Raw genomic sequence first — 17530 nt, 5'->3', positions numbered from 1 at the left:
CCGCACACATCCTCGCGGGTACGCGAACCGTCCGGGCCCTCGGGTCCGGGCGGTTCGTCGTTCAACCGGTGCACATGCCCGGGAGGCGCTCAGAACGGTGCGGTCACCGGATCGGCACTCGTGAAGGTCACAGTGTTCTGCGGAGGCGGCCGGTCGATGTACGTGCGACCGGTCGGGCTCGTCCACTCCAGCACGCCGCCCGAGGTCTGGTCGACGTGCCAGGGGGAGTGGTGTTTGAGCATGTGATGTCGTCGGCAGAAGGCGGCGAGGTTTCCGTCGGCCGTCGCCCCTCCGGTCGAGGCCGCATGATTGTGGTCGAGGTCGCACTTGCGCGCCGTGATCCCGCATCCGGGAAACCGGCACCTCTGGTCCCGCGCGCGGAGATGTCGCCGGAGATGTTCGCTCGGGCGGTAGCGGTCGACAGCGAGAAGTTCGCCGGAGATCGGATGCGTCAGCACGCGGTCCCAGCCGGTCGCGGAACCTGCCAGCGTGCGAGCGGTCGTGACGTCGATGGGGATCGTTCCGTCGAGCTCGGCCGGTGATGAGGTCGTCGGAGCGTCATCGTCCATCAGAGTGAGCACCGGCACCGTGACCTCGACGCGGGCGCGGACCTCGCCCAGCAGGCTGTCCGCCGTGTCATGGCCCGCGGGGGATCCTGTGAGAACGAGGTCGGCGAGCAGATCGGCGCGCAACTGATCGACCGTGCGGTTGTCGGCGGGGAGTCCGGCGGCTGAAGCATCCTGTGCCGCTCGTGCATTCTCCTCTTTCACCGCATGCGCCATCTGCGACAGCCGGTCGAGCATGCCGTGCAGGAGGACCGCGGGTCCGCGCGCCCCCAGCTCGGCCATCCCGTCGTCGAGGTCCTTCACCCACACGCGGCGCAGCTCGCGGGCATCGCGATGCCGCTCGGTGAGAGTGCGCTCCTGGAACCGCTCGGCAAGACGCCGCACGATCCGCCGAAGCCGATTCGGGGATTCCGTCACGGCGACCTCCATGGCCTCCGCGGCGTAGGCGGCGCGATCCGCAGCCTCGTCGAGATGCGCGCCCGCCTCGACGATGACCCGGGAGTGCGCGGCACTGATGCGCCCTTCGCCCTGCGCCTCCCATACCGCCGGGAATCGCTCGACGAGCCACGTGGCCTCGGCCATCTTGCGCTCGATCGTGCGGTCGCTCAGGTGCTGCGCAGCGCCGATCTCGGCAGCGACCGTGCGGATCGCCATGTCGCCGTGATCGGGGTGGGCGGCGCCGCGGGCGATGTCGACGGCCAGGCGTCCGGCCATCGCGAGCATGCCGTCGCGGGCCGCCTGCATGCTGCTCAGAGTGCTCTCCGCGGCCTCGAGCGACGCGACCAGATCGGCGAGCATCGCCATCTGGGAATCGGTCGCGTCGAGCAGTGCGGTCATGACTTCAGTCCATCACCGACCACCGACATTCGAAGATAGATTCGATCGAGATTCACGTCTCCGGGGTCACGAAACGGTGACGAACGCGATCAACGGGCGGTGCTAGTCCCAGATCGGGTCATCGGGGTCGGGGGAGTCGGTGCCGTCCGCATCGGTCATGATGCGCGCGCCGGCGATCCACGAGGTCAGCGCGCCGCCGTGGAGGGTATGCGGGTGCGGCACGCCGAGGAGATCGGGGTTCGTCGCGACGGCGAGCGGCTCATCGCTCGCGAAGACGACGACGTTGCCGAGCGGGCCTTCGTCATCGTTCGGTTCTGCGTCGAGGACGACGGCGACATGGTCGAACACCGTGCGCAGGGTGGCTGCCTGTCGCCGTGAGTACTCGAAGGGATGTCCGTCGAGCAGGTTTACCGCCACGACTCCCCCCGCTGCGGAGCGCGCGGCGACACGGCGGTAGAACTCCTGGCTGGCCACGCGATGCCGGATGACGGCGGCATCCCAGAGATCGACGACCGTGAACCGCGCACCCATCCACTCGCCGGCGAGCTCCGCGTCCGCGACTGCGCGCGCATCACCGAAGATGACGCGCAGATCGGTGCCCGGAGACAGCGGCAGCGCGGCGATCACCGCCTCGTAGAGGGTGGGCTCGAACTCGACCACGAGCTGCGGCGATCCGGCGCGCGTGGCTTCGACGTAGCGTGCCAGCGTGAGGGCGCCGGCTCCCAGGTGCACGGTGAACAGCGGCGCACTGGGCTCAGCGGCAGCATCCATCACTCTGGCGATGTGCTGCGTGTAGTCGTATTCGAGATCGGTGGGGTCGGTCATCGAGACGACGGACTGCGGGATTCCGTCGACGCTGAGTTCGTAGCGACCGGGCCGCCTTCTCGACTGCACCAGCTTCGCCTTGCGATCCTCGAGCAGAAGGGAGAACACCCGGCGACTCTTCGGCACCCGTCGATCTTAGATCGCGGGGAGCAGGTCGGAGAACACGCCGACCGCGCGCGACTACCCTGGAAGGAACATGGCACATCTTCTCGGGGCTGAAGCCCTGCATCTCGAATACCCGACCAGGGTCGTCTTCGACTCCGTGACCCTCGGCATCGAAGAGGGTGATCGCATCGGAATCGTGGGCCGCAACGGCGACGGCAAGTCGAGTCTTCTCGGCATGCTCGCGGGGATCAAGGAACCGAACTCGGGCCGCGTCACGGTGCGCGGCGGCACGCGTATCGGTGTGCTCGATCAGGCGGACACCCTCCCCGACGACCTGACCATCAGCGCCGCTGTGGTCGGGGACACCCCGGAGTACGAGTGGGCCGGCGACGCGCGGATCCGCGACGTCATCGAAGGACTGCTCACCGACCTGCCCTGGGACGCGGAGATCGGCTCCCTCAGCGGCGGTCAGCGGCGCCGGGTCTCGCTCGCCAAGCTCCTCACCGGAGACTGGGACGTCATCGCGCTGGATGAGCCGACCAACCACCTCGACGTCGAGGCCATCACCTGGCTCGCGGGGCATCTCAAGAAGCGCTGGTCGCCGAACGCCGGGGCCCTCATGGTCGTGACCCACGACCGGTGGTTCCTCGACGAGATCAGTACCGAGACATGGGAAGTGCACGACCGGATCGTCGAGCCTTTCGAGGGCGGCTACGCGGCGTACATCCTGCAGCGCGTCGAACGCGACCGCATGGCGGCGGCGACCGAGGCGAAGCGCCAGAACCTCGCCAAGAAGGAGCTCGCGTGGCTCCGTCGCGGCGCTCCCGCCCGCACGGCCAAGCCGAAGTTCCGCATCGACGCGGCCAACGAGCTGATCGCCGACGTGCCGGAGATCCGCGACAAGGTGTCGCTGCAGTCCCTCGCGGTCTCGCGGCTGGGAAAGGACGTGGTCGATCTGCTCGACGTCGGGGTGACCTACCCGACGGCGGACGGCGGCGAGAAGGTCGTGCTGCGCGACGTCGAGTGGCGCATCGCACCGGGGGAGCGCACGGGCATCCTCGGCGTCAACGGCGCCGGCAAGTCGACGCTCCTCGGGCTCATCTCCGGCACGGTCGAACCGACCACGGGTCGGGTCAAGCGCGGCAAGACCGTGAAGGTGCAGACTCTCACCCAGCGCCTCGACGAGCTCACCCAGCACTGGAACGACCCGGTGCGGGTGATCATCTCCGGACTGCGCACCTCCTACACGATGGGAACGGGCTCCAAAGCGCAGGACCTCACTCCCGGTCAGCTGCTCGAGCGGCTCGGCTTCGATTCGGCCCAGCTCTCCACTCCGGTCAAAGACCTCTCGGGTGGGCAGCAGCGTCGCCTGCAGCTCCTGCTCGTGCTGCTCGACCAGCCGAACGTGCTGATCCTCGACGAGCCGACCAACGACCTCGACACCGACATGCTCGCCGCGATCGAGGACCTCCTCGACTCCTGGTCGGGTACGCTCCTGGTCGTCAGCCACGACCGCTACTTCCTGGAACGCGTCACCGACCAGCAGTACGCGATCCTGGACGGGCATCTGCGGCACCTGCCCGGCGGGGTCGACGAGTACTTGCGGCTGCGTCACCTCCAGTCTTCGACCGGACCGAAGCAGACTGCCACGGCCGCAGCGACCGCGACGACCGCAGCCACCTCCAAAGGTCTCGACGGCGCGGCCCTGCGCACGGCGCAGAAGGAGGTGTCGGCCCTCGAGCGGCGCATCCAGAAGCTCACGCAGCAGGTCAACGCCGCCAAGACCGCGCTGGCCGACCACGACCAGTCCGACTACGAGGGCCTCGGCGAGCGGATGAAGAAGATCAGCGAGCAGCAGGCCGAGATCGAGGAGCTGGAGCTGCGCTGGTTCGAACTCACCGAGGAGATCGGCTGACGGAGGAATATCCTTCTCTCACCGCTGTTGGGAGGTAGGGATGGAAGGCCTCGAAGTAACGGTCCTGCTCGGACTCACGATTCTCGTCGGAACCCTGATCGCCCCGCGCGTGCGTCTCGCGCTGCCCCTCGTCCTGGTCATCTTCGGGCTGCTCCTCGGCTTCGTGCCACCGCTGCGCGAGGTGCAGCTGCCGCCGGAGACGGTGCTCCTGCTGTTCCTCCCGGTGATGCTGTTCTGGGAGAGTCTGACGACCTCATTGCGGTCGATCCGCCGCGACTTCCGCTACATCCTGCCGATGAGCACCGTGCTGGTCGTCGCCTCGGCCTTCGCCGTGGCCGGCATCGGTGTGCTGTTCGGGATGCCGTGGGAGATCGCGCTCATCCTGGGTGCCGCCGTCGCTCCGCCCGACGCCACGGCCGTCGCCGCCCTCGGGCGCCTCCTCCCGCGACGCATGTTCATGAAGCTCAAAGCGGAGAGCCTGACCAACGACGGCACGGCTCTGGTGCTCTACGCGATCGCGGTGTCGCTTGCTCTCGGCGGTCAGATCACGCCGCTGTCGGTGACCGTCGATCTGCTGATCTCGTATGTCGGGGGGATCGCGGCCGGTACCGTGGTCGCCGCTCTCGGCTACCTGCTGCTGCGCCGCACGGCCTCGACGATCGTGATCAACGTCGCGCTGCTGCTGATCCCGTTCACGGCTTTCCTCCTCGCCGAGACGGTGCACGCCTCGGGTGTGCTCGCGGTCGTCGTCGCCGGACTCATCGTCGCCTACGTGTCGCCGCGGGTCACGACCGCGTCCTCCCGTCGCCAGGCTGATGCGGCCTGGCCGTTCGGAGTCTTCCTGCTCAACGGTGCGCTGTTCGTGCTGATCGGACTCGAAGTGCAATACGTCGTGCACGAGATCTCGGCCGCGGCGATCGGCCGCCTCGTGCTCATCACGCTCGCGGTCTGGGCGACGCTCCTGGTCGTGCGATACCTCTTCCAGCTGCTGAACGTGCCGTTCCAGCGGCGGACCGATCCTCGACCGGCGAGGGGCGCACGATCTCGGGCGCGGGTCGTGTCCACTCTGGCGGGGATGCGCGGGGCGGTGTCTCTCGCCATCGCCTTGTCCGTGCCGGCGAGCATCACCGAAGGCGGCGCTCTGAACGGACGCGATGAGATCGTGTTCGTCACCGCTGGTGTCATCCTGCTGAGCCTGCTCGTCCAGGGCCCGTTCCTGCCCGCGATCGTGCGCTGGGCCCGTTTCCCGGTCGACCACGTCGAGGACGAGGAGTACGAGCTCGCCGAGCGCGCGATCTCCGGGGCCGCCCTGGCCGCTCTCGACGACCTCGCCGCCGAACACGGCGTGGGGCAGGAGGTGCGCGACCGCGTGCGCTCCGAGGGGTATCAGATGCTCGAGTTCGCGAATGCGCGCGCCCTGGCGCGGGAGCAGGCGCTGGTGGATGCGGAAGCCGACGCCCTCGACGAGATGCTGGGGGAGCCGGACCCGCTGGGTGCCGGCACCGCCGCACCTCCGAGCGTCGCCGATACCGGGGTGGATCAGGCCGACCCGCCCGACGGCACGGTCCTGCAGATGATCGCGACCTCGACCGACGTCGACATCGCGCAGCGCTCGCCGCTGGTCCGGCACGAGGAGCACACGCGGCTCAAGCTCGCCCTCCTCGACCGGAAGCGGGAGGTGTTGTTGGGGCTCCGCGGTGCCGGCACCGTCGATGACGTCGTGGTGCGCCGGATCTCCGCCCGCCTCGACCTCGAGCAGGTGCGGCTGCAGGGCATCGAGGAGTTCGACTGAGCCGGGCGGCACCCGCTCGTGACGCCGTGTGACAGACCGATTCCGCGCGCGGCGGGAGGCCTGTCTAACGTAGGCGAGTCCCACCAGGAAGGAACTCCTCTCGCATGTCTCGCCGCACCACCACCATCCTCGCCGCGCTCGCCGCCGTTCCGCTCTTCGTCGCGCTCTCCGGCTGCGCCACGGCGTCTTCCGACGCCGGTTCCGGAGGCGAGGGATCGTCCGGGAACGAGGTCGTCAAGATCGGTGTCGTCGGCAAGAGTGACGAGCAGTGGCCGGCGTTCGTCGACGCCGCGGCCGAAGAGGGCATCACGGTCGAGTTGGTCGACTTCGGATCCTACGAGCAGCCGAACCCCGCGCTGACCGAGGGGGAGATCGACCTCAACCAGTTCCAGCACATCGTCTACCTCGCCGAGTACAACAACGCCTCGGGCTCCGACCTCACCCCGATCGGTTCGACCGCGATCTACCCGCTCGGCCTGTACTCGACGAAGTACGACGACGTCGACAGCATCCCCGAGGGGGAGACGGTCGCGGTTCCGAACGACGCCTCCAACCAGGCCCGTGCGCTGAACGTTCTGCAGCAGGCCGGCCTCGTCGAGCTCAAGAGCGGTGGAACACCGTACTCGGACCTCGCCGACGTCGACACCGGCAAGTCCAAGGTCGAGGTCACGGCACTCGAGGCCGCGCTCATCCCGACCTCGCTCCCGGACGTGGCCGCCGCGATCATCAACAACGACTTCGTGCAGGACGCGGGTCTCACGTTCGATGACGCGATCGCGCAGGATGACCCCGAAGACGCCAGTGCCCTTCCTTACGTGAACGTGTTCGCGGCCCGCGCCGAAGACGCCGACAACGAGACGTACCGCACGCTGGTCGAGATCTTCCAGACGAACGAGGCCGTGCAGAAGGGTCTGCTCGACTCCTCCGGTGGCACCGCGGTGGCGCTGCAGACGCCGGTGGAGGATCTGGTCGCCTCACTGAAGAAGGTTCAGCAAGACGCCGCGGACAAGAAGTAGGACCGGGACCGGAGCAGCACATGTCGATCGTCACTCTGACGAACGTCTCCAAGACCTATCCGCCGCGCACCCGCGAGGGCGCCGAAGTCGTCGCCGTGGACGACGTCTCCCTCTCCATCGAGAAGGGCGACGTCTTCGGCATCATCGGCTATTCCGGGGCGGGCAAGTCCACGCTCGTGCGTCTGATCAACGCGCTCGAACCGGCCACGAGTGGCACCATCACGGTGGACGGCGTCGACATCACCGCGCTCACCGAGCGCCAGCTGCGCACGGTCCGCGGTGGGATCGGCATGATCTTCCAGCAGTTCAACCTGTTCTCCTCGCGAACGGTCAAGGCCAACATCGCCTACCCGCTCACGCTCGCCGGGTGGTCGAAGCCCGACATCGAGAAGCGCGTCGCCGAACTGCTCCGCTTCGTGGGCCTCGCCGACAAGGCCAAGGCCTACCCCGAGCAGCTCTCCGGCGGGCAGAAGCAGCGCGTCGGCATCGCCCGCGCTCTCGCCACGGGCCCCGCGATCCTGCTCGCCGACGAGGCCACCAGCGCTCTCGACCCCCAGACCACTCACGAGGTGCTCGACCTGCTCCAACGGGTCAACAGGGAGCAGGGCGTCACGATCGTCGTCATCACGCACGAGATGGATGTGATCCAGACGATCGCGACGAAGGTGGCCGTGATGGAGAACGGCCGCGTGATCGAACAGGGCGACGTGTTCGACGTCTTCTCCTCGCCGCAGAACCCGGCGTCGCAACGGTTCGTCGGGACGGTGGTGAAGGGCGTGCCTTCGCCCTCCGAGCGCTCCGTCCTGCGCGAGCGGCATCAGGGGCGTCTGGTCACGTTCTCGTTCCGTGATGGCGACTCCTCACAGGCTCAGGTCTTCCTCGATCTCGCCGGTGCCGGGCTCGACTTCGAGCTCGTGTACGGAGGGATCAACGACATCCGCGGGCGCGCGTTCGGACACCTCACGCTCGCGATCCGCGGCGGCGACGCCGTGATCGACCGCACCCTGGCCGAGATCGCGCAGCGCGTCGAAGTCACCGAGATCGCCGGAGAGGAGGCCCGCTGATGGATCGCTTGAACGAACTGTGGCCCGAGCTGTGGAAGGCCGCGCTCGAAACGCTCTACATGACGACGTTCGCGCTCGTCCTCGGCGGCATCCTCGGCCTGGCGATCGGCGTCATCCTCTACGTCACCCGCCCCGGCGGACTCGCGCAGAACAAGCCGGTCGCGCTCATCGCCAACCTCGGGGTGAACTTCTTCCGCCCGATCCCGTTCGTCCTCTTCGTGGCCGTCGCCCAGCCGTTCGCCCGTGCGGTCGTCGGCACGGGGATCGGCACCACCGCCGGCGCGTTCATGATCGCTCTCGCCGCCGCCTTCGCGATCGGACGCATCGTCGAGCAGCACCTCGTCTCGGTCCCGCCCGGCGTGATCGAAGCCGCCCGCTCGATGGGCGCCGGTCCCTGGCGCATCCTCTTCACCGTGGCGATCCCCGAGTCGCTCGGCCCGCTGATCCTCGGCTACACGTTCATCGTGGTCGCGCTCATCGACATGACGGCGATGGCCGGACTGATCGGCGGCGGCGGTCTCGGCGCGTTCGCCCAGATCTACGGGTTCCGGCAGTTCGAACCGGTCGTGATGTGGGTGGCGATCGTCCTGATCGTGGTGTTCGTGCACCTCGTGCAGATGCTCGGCACGCGGCTCGCGCGCAAGGTCATGCGTCGCTGACGGGAGCGCCGGTGCGAGGCGCGTGCTGCAGCGTGCGGCGCGTGCGGAACACCCGCTCCGTGCCGGTGAGCGGATCGACGAAGCGCAGCTCGCGCGCGAGCAGCTGCAGCGGACGCTCGAAGTCGTCCGGCAGATCGTCGAGAAGATCGGGGTAGAACCGATCGTTCAGGATGCCGATGCCGAGGGCGGCGAGATGCACACGCAGTTGGTGCATCTTGCCGCTGTGCGGGCGGAGGAGGGTGTGCACGACGCGCTCGTCGCTGTCGATGAGCTCGACGAGCGTCTCGGAGTTCGGCTCCTTCGTGTCCTCGACCTGCACGCGCACCTGACCGCGCGCCTTCACGATGTTGTTGCGGTAGACCACGGGGAACGAGGGGAGCGTCCCGCTCGCAGGGCGCGCGGACACGGCTTCGTACACCTTCTGCACCTGCCGGTTCTCGAACAGCAGCTGGTACGCGCCGCGCGTCGCCGGACGTGTCGCGAACATCAGCAGCCCGGCTGTGGCCCGATCGAGGCGATGGATGGGGGCCAGGTCGGGGTTGTCGAGCAGGTTGCGCAGTCGGACCAGCGCGGAATTCTGCAGGAACTTCCCGCCGGGGGTCGTGGGCAGGAAATGCGGCTTGTCGACGACGACGAGATGGTCGTCCTGATGCAGGATCTCGATCTCGAACGGGATCCGTGTCTCGACGGCGGGCTCGCGGTAGTACCAGACGAACTCGACGCTGCCCAGCGGCGCATCACGCGGGACGGGAGAGCCGTCGGCACGCACGATGTCGCCGCGGTCGAAACGCTCGAGCAGTCGCTCCGGGTCGAGGTGGAAGAAGCGCTCGACCATATAGGCGGCAGCCGTCGGCCACGGGCCGGTGAGCGGCACGTGCAGCCGCGTCGCGCCCACGCCGTCGCGGACGGGGAGGGGAGAGGGCATGCCCATCAGCGGCCTCCGGTCACGAGTCGAAGCTCAGGCTCAGTTTGCGCAGGAGTCCGGCGAGGCGCTCGCGGTCCGACCGGGAGAGAGCCTGCAGGAGATCGGCCTCCACATCGACGAGACGCGTGATGGCGGCATCCACGCGGATCCGGCCGTCGTCGGTGAGGGTCACCAGCACGCTGCGTCCGTCCCCGGGGTCGGCCTCCCGGCGAACGAAGCGACGCCCGACCAGGCGGTCGATCCGGTTCGTCATCGTGCCGCTCGACACCAGCGTCTGCTGCAGGAGCTGCTTCGGGGAGAGCTGGAACGGGGCACCGGCGCGGCGCAGCGCGGACAGCACGTCCCATTCCCAGTGCTCGAGGTCGCTGCGGCGGAAGACCTCACGCCGCGCGCGGTCCAGGTGCTTCGACAGCCGGTCCATCCGCGACAGGACCTCGAGGGGGGAGAAGTCGAGGTCCGGCCGTTGCGTGTTCCACGCGCCGACGATCCGGTCGACCTCATCCACCTCGCTCATCCGCCCATTATCGCGCGTGCGGAGAGGTGAGCCCGGACGCTGCGGGCAGGTCGACCGCCATGAAGGTGCTGTGCGGGTCGAGCACGTAGGTTCCGAACGGCCCGCACACGCGGAAGCCGGCCGCGGCGTACAGCGCGCGCGCCGGCACGAAGAACTCCGCACTTCCGGTTTCGAGCGAGACCCGGCGGATGCCGCGGGCCTCGGCGTCAGCCAGGAGGAACGCGAGCATGGTGCGACCGAGACCACGTCCGCGCAGCGCGGGGTCGGTGCGCATCGACTTGATCTCCTCGTGCCCGACTTCGACGGCCGCCAGAGCACCGGTGGCGACGGGGCGGCCGTCGAGGCGCCCGGCGAACAAGCGCACGCCCGGGGCGAGCAGACGCTCGAACGCCAGTGCATGGCGGCTCTCCGCCGGCGCGGTGTGCTCCAGCTCGGCGTGATGGGCGACCAGGAATTCGGCGAGGTCGGGGCGTGCACCCACCACCCGTTCGATCGACATGCTCATGACGCCAGCATCCCAGAGCGGTGTTTCGGACGGATGACAGGGGGCGTGTCAGCGGATCCGGGGCCGGAGCATGGCAGACTTGACCGGTGGCGTCCTCGGGACGGCGCGGTCCGCCGTGGTGTAATGGCAGCACGACAGCCTTTGGAGCTGTGAGGTCTAGGTTCGAGTCCTGGCGGCGGAGCATGACTGGGAACAACCTCGCCATCATCGTCCTGGCCGCGGGCCAGGGCACCCGAATGAAGTCGCGCCTCCCGAAGGTGCTCCATCCGATCAGCGGACGTCCGCTCGTCGGGCACGTGCTCACCACCGCCGGACGGTTGCAGGCCGCGCACGTCGAGGTCGTCGTGCGGCACGAGCGCGACCAGGTCGTCGCCGCCCTGACCGAGGACTACCCCGGTGTGGTGTTCGTCGACCAGGACGACATCCCCGGCACCGGACGCGCTGTGCAGGTGGCCGTCGACGCTCTCCCCGCCGACTTCGACGGCGATGTGCTCGTCCTCTCCGGCGACTGCCCGCTGGCGGATGCGGAGACGCTCTCCGCCTTCCTGGCGGAGCACCGGGCCTCCGGTGCGCCGGCCACCCTGATGACCGCACTGGTCGACGACCCGACCGGCTACGGCCGCGTCGTGCGCGATGCCGACGGGGGAGTCGACCGCATCGTGGAGCAGAAGGACGCGAACGCCGAAGAGGCCGCCGTCCGCGAGATCAACGCCGGGATGTACGTGTTCCGCGCTGCGACGCTGCGGGACTACCTCCCTCGGGTCGGGGTCGACAACGCCCAGGGCGAGATGTACCTGACCGATGTCCCCGGACTGCTCCGCCGCGACGGCGATCGGGTGGCGGCCTCGGTCGTCTCCGACATCTCCGTCACCTTCGGGGTCAACGATCGTGCTCAGCTCGCGGAGGTCGGCCGTCTGCTCAATCAGCGCATCGTGCGCCGCTGGCAGCTCGAAGGCGTCACCGTGATCGACCCGGCCACGACCTGGATCGATGACGATGCGACGCTCTCGCCCGACGTCACGATCCTCCCGAACACACAGATCCTTCGGGCCACGGCGATCGCCTCCGGCGCGGTCATCGGTCCAGACACGACTCTGGTCGACTGCGAGGTCGGCGAGGATGCGGTCGTCCGCCGTACGGACGCCACGCTCGCGGTGATCGGCGCCGAGGCGACGGTGGGCCCGTTCTCCTTCCTCCGCCCCGGCACGGTCCTGGGCGCCAAGGGCAAGATCGGCGCGTACGTCGAGACCAAGAACGCCGAGATCGGCGAAGGCAGCAAGGTGCCCCATCTCTCCTACGTGGGCGACGCCACGATCGGACGCGGCGTGAACCTCGGCGCGAGCACGATCACCGCCAACTACGACGACGTCAACAAGCACCGGACCGAGATCGGCGACGAGGTGCACACCGGGTCGCACACGGTGCTCGTGGCGCCCGTTAGGCTGGGAGCCGGTGCGAAGACCGGTGCAGGCGCCGTCGTCCGCAAGGACGTCCCCGCCGGCGCTCTGGCCATGAGCGTCGCCCCCCAGCGCAACATCGAGGGCTGGGTCGAGAAGAACAGAGCAGGCACGGGCGCGGCGGATGCTGCGTCCCGCGAGAATTCAGCGGAATAGGCGGACATGGCGCGCAAGAAGAAGACGGTCGATCTGGATCGCGACAACGGCGTGGCACCGGGGATCATCGCCAAGACCAAGAAGCGGCTCGTCGTCGCCGGTGGCCGCTCGCACCCCGAGCTCACCGCAGCCGTCGCCGAGGCGCTCGGCACCGAGATCGCGCCGGTCGAGCACCGCACGTTCGCATCGGGTGAGATCTACGCCCGCTTCGAGGTGTCGATCCGTGGAGTGGATCTCTTCCTCATCCAGACGTTCGGTGAGCCGGTCAACGAGTGGCTCATGGAGACGCTGATCATGATCGACGCGGCCAAGCGCGCGTCGGCCAAGCGCATCACCGTCGTCGCCCCGTATTATCCGTATTCGCGTCAGGACAAGAAGGGCCGCGGCCGTGAGCCGATCAGCGCCCGACTCGTCGCCGACCTGCTGAAGACCGCGGGCGCCGACCGCGTCATGAGCGTCGACCTGCACGCGGCGCAGATCCAGGGCTTCTTCGACGGTCCCGTCGACCACCTGTTCGCCAAGCCCGTGCTCCTCGACTACTTCGAGCGCACGCTGTCGCCGGCGGACCGTGAGATCCTCACCGTCGTCTCCCCGGACATGGGGCGTGTGCGCGTGGCAGACACCTGGTCCGACAGCCTCGGTGCCCCGCTCGCCATCATCCATAAGCGTCGGGACCCCAAGGTCGCCAACCAGGTCTCCGTGCATGAGATCGTCGGTGCCGTCGAGGGGCGCACATGCCTCCTGGTCGACGACATGATCGACACCGGCGGCACGATCGTCAAGGCCGCCCAGGCGCTCAAGGCGAACGGCGCTCACCGCGTCATCGTCGCGGCGACCCACGCGATCTTCAGCGACCCGGCATCCGAGCGCTTGCAGGACTCGTCCATCGACGAGGTCGTCATCACCGACACGATCCCGCTCACGGAGTCGCGCCGGTGGGAGAAGCTGACGATCCTCCCGATCGCGCCGCTGCTCGCCCGCGCGATCCACGAGGTCTTCGAAGACGGCTCGGTGACGAGCATGTTCGGCGGCGACGCGTAACGCATCGTCGTGGCACAGCCCGCGCATAGCCACGGTGCTTACGGTCGAAGGGTCGACCACCGGAGTCGACCGACGCCGAGCCGGGAGGACCACACCATGATCCGCACGACCGTACCGACCTCTGTCCGCAAGGGATCCGCGATCGTCGGGATCGCAGGGCTCTTCGTCCTCGCCGGATGCTCCGGCACTGCCGACGCCGAGCCGCCGGCCGACGGTGGGGCGACGGCCGACACCGGTTCGTCATCGTCCTCCGGCGGCGATTCCACGGGGGACTACGCCGATGGCACCTACACGGCCGACGGTTCGTACCAGACGCCCGAGACGGTCGAGCAGATCTCCGTCACCCTGACCCTCGAGGACGGCGTCGTGACCGACGTCGAGGTCACGGGTGACCCGAAGGCACCCGAGACCGAGCAGTACCAGGGCCAGTTCATCGCCGGAATCGCGGACGAGGTCGAGGGCGTCGCGCTCGACGAGTTGAACGTGAGTCGCGTCGCCGGTTCCTCGCTCACCAGTGGCGGGTTCAACGAGGCCGTCGCGTCGATCAAGGAGCAGGCGGCCGCCTAGGCGCCTGACGCCCATGGCGACCTGGCGCTTCGAGGCGATCGGAACGCACTGGGAGATCGAGACCGGTGATCCGCTCCCGGACGCCGAGCGCGTCGAGGTCTCGGCCGTGATCGCACGATTCGACCGCGAGTGGTCCCGCTTCCGCGTCGACTCGGAGGCCATGCGGCTGGGGCGCGAGGGGGGAACGCTCGTCTCGGCCGATGCCGGTCCGATGCTCGAGGCGTACGGGCAGCTCTCCCGGGCGACCGGGGGCGCGGTGAACCCGCTCGTGGCCGACAGCCTCAGCGCGCTCGGGTACGACGCCGGGTATTCGCTCGTGGCCGGCGATCCGGTGCGCGCTCCGGGTGACTGGCAGCGACACGTGACCTGGACGACAGGCGCGGCCACCGCATCCGTCCCCGCCCTCCTCGACGTCGGGGCACTCGGCAAGGGGCGCCTGGTCGATCTCGTGATGGGCACCCTGTCGACCGTGCCCGGCGATGTGGTGGTCGACGCCGGCGGCGACATCCGGGTCCGCGGTTCGGGGGTGTGGATCGGTCTGGAGCATCCCTACGACGCACGGAAGGCGATCGGGGTCGTCGAGGTGAAGGACCAGGCGCTGTGTGCCTCGGCCGTGAACCGGCGGGCGTGGGGGAGCGGGCTGCACCATGTCCTCGATGCCCGGACGGGCCTCCCGGTGCGCACCTGGGCGGCGACCTGGGCGCTGGCTGCGGAAGCGATGACGGCGGATGCGGTCGCCACCGCGCTCTTCTTCGACGGCGGCCCCGAACTCGCCGCGGGCTGGGGTGTGGAATGGGTCCGCATGAGCACCGACGGCACGGTGCAGCGCTCGCCCGGATGCCCGGCGGAGCTGTTCCTCGTCACCGCGAAGAAGCGCCCTGCAGCGACGAATTAGGGAAGAGTGGACACCGTGATCACGTCATTCGCCGCCGCACGCCAACGGGTCCTCGCGGTGCTGGGTTCCCTGTCGATGTACCGCCTCGTGCTCTTCGCGCTCATCGCGCTCGCGGTCACGGCCTTCGTGCTGTCGCTGCTCGGGGTCATCGTCACACCGACACCGTGGGAGATGGTGGCGTCCTTCCTGGTGCTGGCGGTCGTCATCTCCGCGGTCGACGCCGTGGCTCAGCGCATCCTCCGCCTCCCCTGGCGCATCGAATCGTCGCTCGTCACCGCCCTGATCCTGCTGTTCGTGCTCCGCCCCGGCCTCGCCCCCGGCGCACTGCTGGGGCTCGCCCTCGCCGGCGCCGTGGCGAGCGTGTCGAAGTACCTGATCGCGTGGCGCGGCCGACACATCTTCAACCCCGCTGCCTTCGGTGCGGCCGTGGTCTCGATCCTGGGAGCCTTCGGAGCCTTCGAGTGGTTGGGCACCTCCTCGTCGTGGTGGGTGGGGACGCCGGTGCTGACCATCCCCGTGGCGGTGCTGGGCCTCGCGGTGCTGTGGCGCACCGAGAAGGTGCGTGTGGTGCTGGTCTTCCTGTTCGTCGCGGTGGCGACCTCGGTGGTGCGCCAGGCGGTGCAGGCCACGCAGTTCGACATCGGATTCGAACTGTCGACCGCACTGCAGTTCGCCGTGCTGCAGTCGCCCTTCCTGTTCCTCGGTGCGTTCATGCTCTCCGAGCCGCTGACCCTCCCGCCACGGCGTCGCCAGCAGCTCGTCGTGGCCGTCGTCGTGGGCGTGCTCGCCGGCTGGCCGATCTCGGTGGCTGGTCTCTTCACTCTGGGGCAGGAGCGCGCGCTGCTCATCGGCAACCTCGTGGCCTTCGTCTTCGCCCTCCGCGGTTCGGTGCGGCTGGTGCTCGAGCGTCGTGCGTTCGTCACCCCGACCGCTCAGGAGCTCACCTTCCGGGCGAAGGGGCGGGTGCGGTTCCTCCCCGGCCAGTATCTCGAGCTCGACGTCCCGCACCGCCGTCCCGATGCCCGCGGAACCCGGCGGGAGTTCAGCATCGTGTCCGCCCCGGCTGATCTGCCGACGCTGCGCATCGCGTACAAGAACGGTGACCAGAAGCATCCCTCGAGCTACAAGCGCGCCTTGGCCGAGGCAGAGCCCGGAGCGACCTTCGCCGTCACGGGCACCTGGGGCGACTTCATCCTGCCGCGCGGAGACAGTCCGGTGCTGATGGTGGCGGCGGGCATCGGGGTGACGCCGTTCGTGTCGCAGTTGCGTCAGCTGCGGGCCACGGGGCAGCAGCGCGATGTGGTGCTCGTCTACGTGGCGTCCCAGGCCTCCGAGCTCGCGTTCCGCGACGAGCTCGCCGCGACCGGCGTGCGCACGGTCGTGTTCACCCGCGACGAGCCCACGGATCTGCCCGCGCACTGGGCCTGGGCGCAGGGAGCGCGCCTGGATGCGGAGATCCTGGAGCGCACGGTCGCCGACCTCGGCACGCGCCACGCCTTCATCTCCGGCCCGCCGCGGCTGATCGCCGACCTCGCCCCCGCGTTGCAGAAGGCTCGCAGCCTCACGACCGACGCCTTCGCGGGCTACTGAGCCCGCGCCCCGCCCGCCCCCGGCCCTGCCCCCGGGCCCCGCCCCCCGCGTGTGGTGCATCCGTCGGGAGTTTGAACGGATGTCGGGCGATTTCCCGGTTTCGACCCGATGTCCGTGAAACCTCCCGGCAGGCGTGCGAGGCGTGTCTTCGTGCAGATCGCGAACGTGGTCGCCGGCTGTCCACAAACGGGCATTCCGGGCGTCGGAGGCCGCCGCAGCGAAGGCAGGATCGTCGAATGCTCAAAGCTGCAGCAGTGACCGCCCAGCACGGCGGAGTCGTCCGAGGAACCCTTCTTCAGCGCTACGGGATCACCCGTCGGATGCGGGCCGACGAGGTGCGGGCGGGCGCGCTCGTGCGGGTGAGACCGGGCGTGTTCGCCGTGCCGACCGCTGACCTGAGTCTGCAGGAGGCTGCGGCTCACGGCGGGGCGCTGACCTGCACGCACGCCCTGCGGTTGCACGGCATCTGGGTGCTGTCCGCGGACGGTCCCCCTCACGTGTGGCTCGGAGGGAACGGGCGTGTTCATCACGCGGACTGCGAGTGCGTCGGGCACTACGACGCCGGGCGGGCGGGAGTCGGCCTCGCACCGTTGGAGGAGGTGCTCATCCACGTGTACCGCTGCGCTGGCGATGAGGTGTTCTTCGCCGCGCTCGAGTCCGCGTTGACGCAGCGCAAGATCTCTTCCGCCGCGCGTCAACGCATCCGCCGTCGCCTGCCCGCTCGCGCCCACTGGCTCGTCGACCTGGCGCGGTCCGACGCCGACAGCGGCCTCGAGTCGCTCCTGAGGCTCCGCCTGCATCTGAGCGGCATCACGCTGGAGTGCCAGGTGCGCATCCCCACCGTCGGCAAGGTCGACTTCGTCCTCGACGGCCTTCTGATCCTCGAGGCGGATGGGAAGGGCAATCATGAGGCCCCCGGGCACCGGCATCGGGATCTGGTGAGGGATGCTGCCGCCTCGGTCCTCGGTTACGAGACACTGCGGTTCGACTACGCGCAGATCGTGCATGCGTGGCCGACCGTCGAAGCAGCGGTGATCGCGGCCATCCTCCGTCTCCGGGGGCGTGACTGACCTGCGGACCATCCTTGTGCGCGTTCGTCGG

Annotated in this window: 16 protein-coding genes and 1 tRNA gene; 12 read left to right on the top strand and 5 right to left on the bottom strand. The window is 69.0% G+C overall.

What is annotated here, in order from left to right:
* Positions 1-89: 89 nt before the first annotated feature.
* Positions 90-1403 carry an HNH endonuclease signature motif containing protein gene (locus LVJ59_RS15610; RefSeq protein ID WP_232763714.1) on the bottom strand — a complete coding sequence of 438 codons (1314 nt, stop codon included), beginning with the start codon at positions 1401-1403 and terminating at the stop codon, positions 90-92.
* A gap of 102 nt (positions 1404-1505) precedes the next feature.
* Positions 1506-2354, bottom strand: a complete 849-nt coding sequence (locus tag LVJ59_RS15605; RefSeq protein WP_232763713.1) for a spermidine synthase — start codon at positions 2352-2354, stop codon at positions 1506-1508.
* 70 nt (positions 2355-2424) lie between these two features.
* Here LVJ59_RS15605 and LVJ59_RS15600 point away from each other — a divergent pair, with 70 nt between their 5' ends.
* From LVJ59_RS15600 to LVJ59_RS15580, 5 genes are all read left to right on the top strand, one after another.
* Positions 2425-4248: an ABC-F family ATP-binding cassette domain-containing protein gene (locus LVJ59_RS15600; RefSeq protein ID WP_232763712.1), complete on the top strand. Its 1824-nt coding sequence runs from the start codon at positions 2425-2427 to the stop codon at positions 4246-4248.
* A 40-nt stretch (positions 4249-4288) separates the two neighbouring features.
* Positions 4289-6040, top strand: a complete 1752-nt coding sequence (locus LVJ59_RS15595; protein WP_232763711.1) for a Na+/H+ antiporter — start codon at positions 4289-4291, stop codon at positions 6038-6040.
* Between the two features lie 104 nt (positions 6041-6144).
* Positions 6145-7056 carry a MetQ/NlpA family ABC transporter substrate-binding protein gene (locus LVJ59_RS15590; RefSeq protein ID WP_131491572.1) on the top strand — a complete coding sequence of 304 codons (912 nt, stop codon included), beginning with the start codon at positions 6145-6147 and terminating at the stop codon, positions 7054-7056.
* A 20-nt stretch (positions 7057-7076) separates the two neighbouring features.
* Positions 7077-8120, top strand: a complete 1044-nt coding sequence (locus LVJ59_RS15585; RefSeq protein WP_232763710.1) for a methionine ABC transporter ATP-binding protein — start codon at positions 7077-7079, stop codon at positions 8118-8120.
* A complete protein-coding gene (locus LVJ59_RS15580; RefSeq protein WP_232763709.1) occupies positions 8120-8779 on the top strand; it encodes a methionine ABC transporter permease in 660 nt (219 codons plus the stop codon). Before LVJ59_RS15585 ends, LVJ59_RS15580 begins: the two co-directional genes overlap by 1 nt.
* Here the strand turns inward: LVJ59_RS15580 and LVJ59_RS15575 are convergent.
* From LVJ59_RS15575 to LVJ59_RS15565, 3 genes are read right to left on the bottom strand one after another with little or no spacing between them, the layout of a single operon-like run.
* Positions 8766-9704, bottom strand: a complete 939-nt coding sequence (locus LVJ59_RS15575) for a pseudouridine synthase (RefSeq protein WP_232763708.1) — start codon at positions 9702-9704, stop codon at positions 8766-8768. The two genes, LVJ59_RS15580 and LVJ59_RS15575, sit on opposite strands and share 14 nt — an antisense overlap.
* A gap of 19 nt (positions 9705-9723) precedes the next feature.
* On the bottom strand, positions 9724-10218 hold the full coding sequence (locus tag LVJ59_RS15570) for a MarR family winged helix-turn-helix transcriptional regulator (RefSeq protein WP_047519203.1): 495 nt from the start codon (positions 10216-10218) through the stop codon (positions 9724-9726).
* A gap of 7 nt (positions 10219-10225) precedes the next feature.
* The gene (locus LVJ59_RS15565; RefSeq protein WP_232763707.1) at positions 10226-10723 is read right to left on the bottom strand and encodes a GNAT family N-acetyltransferase; all 498 of its coding nucleotides are present in this window, start codon (positions 10721-10723) and stop codon (positions 10226-10228) included.
* 109 nt (positions 10724-10832) lie between these two features.
* Between LVJ59_RS15565 and LVJ59_RS15560 the strand changes: the two genes are divergently transcribed.
* From LVJ59_RS15560 to LVJ59_RS15530, 7 genes are all read left to right on the top strand, one after another.
* Positions 10833-10904 (top strand) — tRNA-Gln (locus LVJ59_RS15560).
* Position 10905: 1 nt separating this feature from the next.
* Complete coding sequence (gene glmU, locus LVJ59_RS15555) at positions 10906-12336, top strand: bifunctional UDP-N-acetylglucosamine diphosphorylase/glucosamine-1-phosphate N-acetyltransferase GlmU (protein WP_047519207.1); 1431 nt, start codon at positions 10906-10908, stop codon at positions 12334-12336.
* A gap of 6 nt (positions 12337-12342) precedes the next feature.
* Entirely contained in the window at positions 12343-13377 is a 1035-nt protein-coding gene (locus tag LVJ59_RS15550) for a ribose-phosphate diphosphokinase (RefSeq protein WP_047519209.1), read from the top strand.
* Positions 13378-13473: 96 nt separating this feature from the next.
* Positions 13474-13944: an FMN-binding protein gene (locus LVJ59_RS15545; protein WP_232763706.1), complete on the top strand. Its 471-nt coding sequence runs from the start codon at positions 13474-13476 to the stop codon at positions 13942-13944.
* Between the two features lie 13 nt (positions 13945-13957).
* Complete coding sequence (locus tag LVJ59_RS15540; protein WP_232763705.1) at positions 13958-14839, top strand: FAD:protein FMN transferase; 882 nt, start codon at positions 13958-13960, stop codon at positions 14837-14839.
* A gap of 15 nt (positions 14840-14854) precedes the next feature.
* Complete coding sequence (locus LVJ59_RS15535) at positions 14855-16429, top strand: FAD-dependent oxidoreductase (RefSeq protein WP_232763704.1); 1575 nt, start codon at positions 14855-14857, stop codon at positions 16427-16429.
* A gap of 236 nt (positions 16430-16665) precedes the next feature.
* Positions 16666-17499, top strand: coding sequence for a DUF559 domain-containing protein (locus tag LVJ59_RS15530; RefSeq protein WP_232763703.1), 834 nt, complete (start codon positions 16666-16668; stop codon positions 17497-17499).
* Positions 17500-17530: the final 31 nt, after the last annotated feature.

It is taken from the genome of Microbacterium sp. KKR3/1, assembly GCF_021272365.1.
GTDB classification, from domain to species: Bacteria; Actinomycetota; Actinomycetes; order Actinomycetales; family Microbacteriaceae; genus Microbacterium; species Microbacterium aurugineum.
Note: the sequence above shows the minus strand (reverse complement) of the source record. Positions and strands in the feature narration are given on the sequence as shown.

Coding starts and splice junctions, on each gene's coding strand:
- LVJ59_RS15610 (WP_232763714.1), bottom strand. CDS start 1,403: ATGACCGCACTGCTCGACGCGACCGATTCCCAGATGGCGATGCTCGCC.
- LVJ59_RS15600 (WP_232763712.1), top strand. CDS start 2,425: ATGGCACATCTTCTCGGGGCTGAAGCCCTGCATCTCGAATACCCGACC.
- LVJ59_RS15595 (WP_232763711.1), top strand. CDS start 4,289: ATGGAAGGCCTCGAAGTAACGGTCCTGCTCGGACTCACGATTCTCGTC.
- LVJ59_RS15590 (WP_131491572.1), top strand. CDS start 6,145: ATGTCTCGCCGCACCACCACCATCCTCGCCGCGCTCGCCGCCGTTCCG.
- LVJ59_RS15585 (WP_232763710.1), top strand. CDS start 7,077: ATGTCGATCGTCACTCTGACGAACGTCTCCAAGACCTATCCGCCGCGC.
- LVJ59_RS15580 (WP_232763709.1), top strand. CDS start 8,120: ATGGATCGCTTGAACGAACTGTGGCCCGAGCTGTGGAAGGCCGCGCTC.
- LVJ59_RS15575 (WP_232763708.1), bottom strand. CDS start 9,704: ATGCCCTCTCCCCTCCCCGTCCGCGACGGCGTGGGCGCGACGCGGCTG.
- LVJ59_RS15570 (WP_047519203.1), bottom strand. CDS start 10,218: ATGAGCGAGGTGGATGAGGTCGACCGGATCGTCGGCGCGTGGAACACG.
- LVJ59_RS15565 (WP_232763707.1), bottom strand. CDS start 10,723: ATGAGCATGTCGATCGAACGGGTGGTGGGTGCACGCCCCGACCTCGCC.
- glmU (WP_047519207.1), top strand. CDS start 10,906: ATGACTGGGAACAACCTCGCCATCATCGTCCTGGCCGCGGGCCAGGGC.
- LVJ59_RS15550 (WP_047519209.1), top strand. CDS start 12,343: ATGGCGCGCAAGAAGAAGACGGTCGATCTGGATCGCGACAACGGCGTG.
- LVJ59_RS15545 (WP_232763706.1), top strand. CDS start 13,474: ATGATCCGCACGACCGTACCGACCTCTGTCCGCAAGGGATCCGCGATC.
- LVJ59_RS15540 (WP_232763705.1), top strand. CDS start 13,958: ATGGCGACCTGGCGCTTCGAGGCGATCGGAACGCACTGGGAGATCGAG.
- LVJ59_RS15530 (WP_232763703.1), top strand. CDS start 16,666: ATGCTCAAAGCTGCAGCAGTGACCGCCCAGCACGGCGGAGTCGTCCGA.